The sequence below is a fragment of the Roseiarcus sp. genome, from assembly GCF_052145395.1.
Lineage (GTDB): Bacteria > Pseudomonadota > Alphaproteobacteria > Rhizobiales > Beijerinckiaceae > Roseiarcus.
Genome location: NZ_JBKQOT010000756.1, coordinates 1 through 3741 on the forward strand (window position 1 = coordinate 1; position 3741 = coordinate 3741).

The 3741-nt window shown below is 66.8% G+C and carries 4 protein-coding genes; 2 read left to right on the forward strand and 2 right to left on the reverse strand.

Annotated features, from left to right (window positions below; all coding sequences use genetic code 11):
- Nucleotides 1-106: 106 nt before the first annotated feature.
- Together ACLP25_RS25795 and ACLP25_RS25800 are read right to left on the reverse strand one after the other, a co-directional pair.
- Nucleotides 107-646, reverse strand: coding sequence for a gluconokinase (locus ACLP25_RS25795; protein WP_442471967.1), 540 nt, complete (start codon nucleotides 644-646; stop codon nucleotides 107-109).
- A 10-nt stretch (nucleotides 647-656) separates the two neighbouring features.
- Nucleotides 657-1973, reverse strand: coding sequence for an MFS transporter (locus ACLP25_RS25800; protein WP_442471968.1), 1317 nt, complete (start codon nucleotides 1971-1973; stop codon nucleotides 657-659).
- Between the two features lie 326 nt (nucleotides 1974-2299).
- On the opposite strand from ACLP25_RS25800, the gene ACLP25_RS25805 reads away from it, so the two are divergent.
- Both ACLP25_RS25805 and ACLP25_RS25810 read left to right on the forward strand, forming a co-directional pair.
- Complete coding sequence (locus tag ACLP25_RS25805; protein ID WP_442471969.1) at nucleotides 2300-2734, forward strand: hypothetical protein; 435 nt, start codon at nucleotides 2300-2302, stop codon at nucleotides 2732-2734.
- Between the two features lie 122 nt (nucleotides 2735-2856).
- A partial coding sequence (locus ACLP25_RS25810; protein WP_442471970.1) for an ATP-binding protein occupies nucleotides 2857-3741 on the forward strand: 885 nt, incomplete at its 3' end.

The following is a 3741-nucleotide window of genomic DNA, read 5'->3' on the forward strand; positions in this document are numbered from 1 at the left end:
GCTGCTATACGGCGACAGCGTCAAGCACGACCCGGCCTGAGCGCGCCGTTTTGGGCCGTCAGAATCGAGCAAGACCGATCGGCCGGCAAGGAGCGCCTTGTCGCAGCTATGAAGCCAGCGCCTTCACGACGTCCTCCACCGCGGCCTCCGGCGTCCCGCCCGCATCGATGGCGATCACCGGCTCGCCGGGCAGGGGCTCCTCGAGCGTGTCGAACTGGCTCTTCAACAGCGAAGCGGGCATGTATTCGTGATGGCGGGCGCTGACCCGCGCCGCGATCAGCGCCTCCGATCCCTTGAGATAGACGAAGCGCAGATCCGGGCGGGCTGCGACAAGCCTTTCGCGATAGGCGCGCCTAAGCGCCGAACAGGTCACGACGCCCGATCGCCCCTCCGCCGCCCAGGCCTTCAGAAGCTCGCCGATCCTGTCGAGCCACGGCCAGCGGTCCGCGTCGGTGAGGGGGACGCCCTGTCGCATCTTCTCGACGTTCTCCGGCGGGTGCAGGCGGTCGCCCTCGGCCATCATCCAGCCGAGGCGCTTGGCCAAAAGTTCGGCGACGGTCGACTTGCCGCTTCCCGACACGCCCATGACGACGAGCGCCTGCGGACGCTGCGCCGCCCCGGACGATTCGCGTTCGGCCTCGCTCATCGGCGCCTCCTCAGGCGATCCGGGGTTGCGGCGCGGTCTCGCCGCCCGCCGGCTCGGGGATCGGTTCGATGCGGCCGAGCACCACGACATACGAGAAAATGCCGATCAGCAGCACGACGCCCGCCACCAGAAATGCGCTCGTGAACGAATTCGTCGCCCCGACCAAAAATCCGGTCACCGCAGGCGCCACCGCGCCCATCAGGTTGTTGAGGAAGTTCATCACCCCGCCGATGGCGCCGGTGCCGCCGCGCGGCGCGATCAGCGAGGGGATCGACCATCCGACCGGCGCCGCCGCCGCGAGACCGCTGAGCGCAATCGAGATCCAGAAGATCGCCCAGGCCGGATCGTCGGTCGTCGTCGCGCCGAACACCGCAAGGCCGAGAACCATTCCGCCGACCAGCACGGTCTTGCGCACCACCGTCTCGTCGTAGCCGCGGGCGATCAGATGGTCGATCAGCCAGCCGCCGACGACGAGATCCGCGACCGTCGCGAAAGCCCAGGGGATTGCGGCGTAGCCGGCCGACTTGATGATGCTCATGTGCATCTGGCTGACGAGGTAGCCCGGCAGCCATGTCAGGAACAGGTAGAAGGAATAGCCGTAGGCGGCGAAGCCGATGGTCAGACCCCAGACTTTGCGGTTTTGCAAGAGGTAGCCGAGCATGGCGAACGGGCTGGCGCCCGACGGGCCCTCGGGCGAGGCGCCGCCTTCGACGATGTAGGCGTGCTCGGCCCTGCTCAGCTTCACGTCCGCGCTCGGGTCGCGATAGATCCACCAATAGGCCAGGAAATAGGCGAAGCTCAGGACCGCGGTGAGGCCGAAGCCCCACCGCCAGCCGAAGGCGACCACGGCGAAGGCGACCAGCGGCACGCCGATCACGTTGGAGAATTTGGCTGCGGCGTCGAAGATCGCAGTCGCCGTCGCGCGTTCGCCGCGCGGGAACCAGTAGCCGGTCGCCTTGGAATTGGCTGGGAATGCGGGGGCTTCCGCGACCCCGAGCAGGACCCGGGCGCCGAAAATCGTTCCGAAGCCGGTGGCGAAGGCGACGAGGGCCGAGGCGACTCCCCACAGGAAAGCGCCGATCCGGCTGACGTTTGTGACGCCGAACCGGTCGAGGACCATGCCGACCGGCACCTGCAGGATGGCGTAGGACCAGAAGAAGGCGCTGAACAGAAGCCCGAGGTCGCCCGGCGTCAGCCCGAATTCCTGCTGCAGCTGGGGGGCGGCGACCGAAATGTTCACCCGGTCGAAATAGTTGATCAGGATGCCGACGCCGAGCAGCACTCCGATCGTCCAGCGGCGGCGTCCCACCTTCGGCGACGTGGACATGGTCGAGCGCTCCTTCCCGTTTTGAAGATGGTGCGCGCTGAAATTCCGCTCTGTCAAATCCGACCGTGCAGGCTGCCGGCGGCGGGCCCAATGAAGCATCGGCGACTCGGTCGCGAACGATAAGGGCAATGGAGAGCGTTTGTACGGAAAGCGTTCATCGTCGCGAAACCATGCCGCTTTGCTGCGCCTTAACTGTGCCGGGAAGCTCCGGCCGCCGAGGCGGTTCGATTCATTTGTCGGCAAATTTTGCCGGGCAGGTTCATGCATCAGAAAGGGAGCTGGCCGCGTTTCGGCCGGCGGGCCGGGCGTCAGAGAGAGTGCGTGCCATGAGTTTCGCTGTCGAGAAGAGCCGGACGATCATCACCGCGATGATCCTCGGCCGCAAAGTGACCGCACAGGACGTCGCGTGGCTGAGGCGGGAGGTGTTCGCGGACGGCGAGGTGACGCGGGAGACCGCCGACGAACTGTTCGCCGTCGCCCGCGCCCGCATGAACAACGCACCGGAATGGACGGAACTGTTCGTCGAGCTCATCACCGATTACGTCGTCTGGCAGTCGCGGCCGACCGGCGTTGTCGCCGACGAAGCTGCGCAATGGCTGATCGCTCGGGCGGACGAGTGCAAGTCGCTCGAGGCGCTGGCGGCGCTGGTAAACGTGCTCGCCGAGGCGCATCGCGCGCCGCAATGGTTCGTCGCCGCGGTCCGGGCGCGCGCGGCCCAATGGCCCGGCGTCGAGGCGGCGCTGCGCGCGCGGGCGGGTTGAGGGGCGGGCGCAATCATTCCTTTTGCTAGCCCCTGCGACGGTGCGCGCCGTTTACGCGCCGCCGCCGTTCCAATAGAACGGCCTCCAACGGGATGCCCGAGCTTTCGTCCCACGGGGAGCCGATGTTCAAGAAAATCCTTATCGCCAACCGAGGCGAAATCGCCTGTCGCGTCATCAAAACGGCGCGCCGGATGGGGATAAAGACGGTCGCGGTCTATTCCGAGGCCGACAAGGACGCGCTGCACGTCGAAATGGCCGACGAGGCCGTCCTCATCGGGCCGCCCGCCGCGGCGCAGTCCTACCTCGTCATCGACAGGATCGTCGCCGCCTGCAAGGCGACGGGCGCGGAGGCGGTCCATCCCGGCTATGGGTTCCTCTCCGAGCGCGCGGCCTTCGCGCAGGCGCTCGCCGAGGCCGGGATTGTGTTCATCGGTCCCAACGTCCGCGCCATCGAGGCGATGGGCGACAAGATCGAATCGAAGAAATTCGCCAACGCCGCCAAGGTCTCGACCGTTCCGGGCCACCTCGGCGTGATCGAATCGCCCGAGCACGCAGCCACGATCGCCGACGAGATCGGCTATCCGGTGATGATCAAGGCCTCCGCCGGCGGCGGTGGCAAGGGCATGCGCATTGCGCATAGCCGGCGGGAGGTTGCCGAAGGCTTCGCCCGCGCCAAGTCGGAGGCCAAGAGCTCGTTCGGCGACGACCGCGTGTTCGTCGAGAAATTCATCGTCAACCCGCGCCATGTCGAGATCCAGGTGCTCGGCGACAAGCATGGGCATGTCATCTATCTCGGCGAGCGCGAGTGTTCGATCCAGCGCCGCAACCAGAAGGTGATCGAGGAGGCGCCCTCGCCGCTGCTCGATGAGGCGACGCGGCGGAAGATGGGGGAGCAGGCGGTCGCGCTCGCCCAGGCAGTACAGTACGATTCCGCCGGCACCGTCGAGTTTGTCGCCGGCCAGGACCGAAGCTTTTATTTCCTCGAAATGAACACCCGCCTGCAAGTC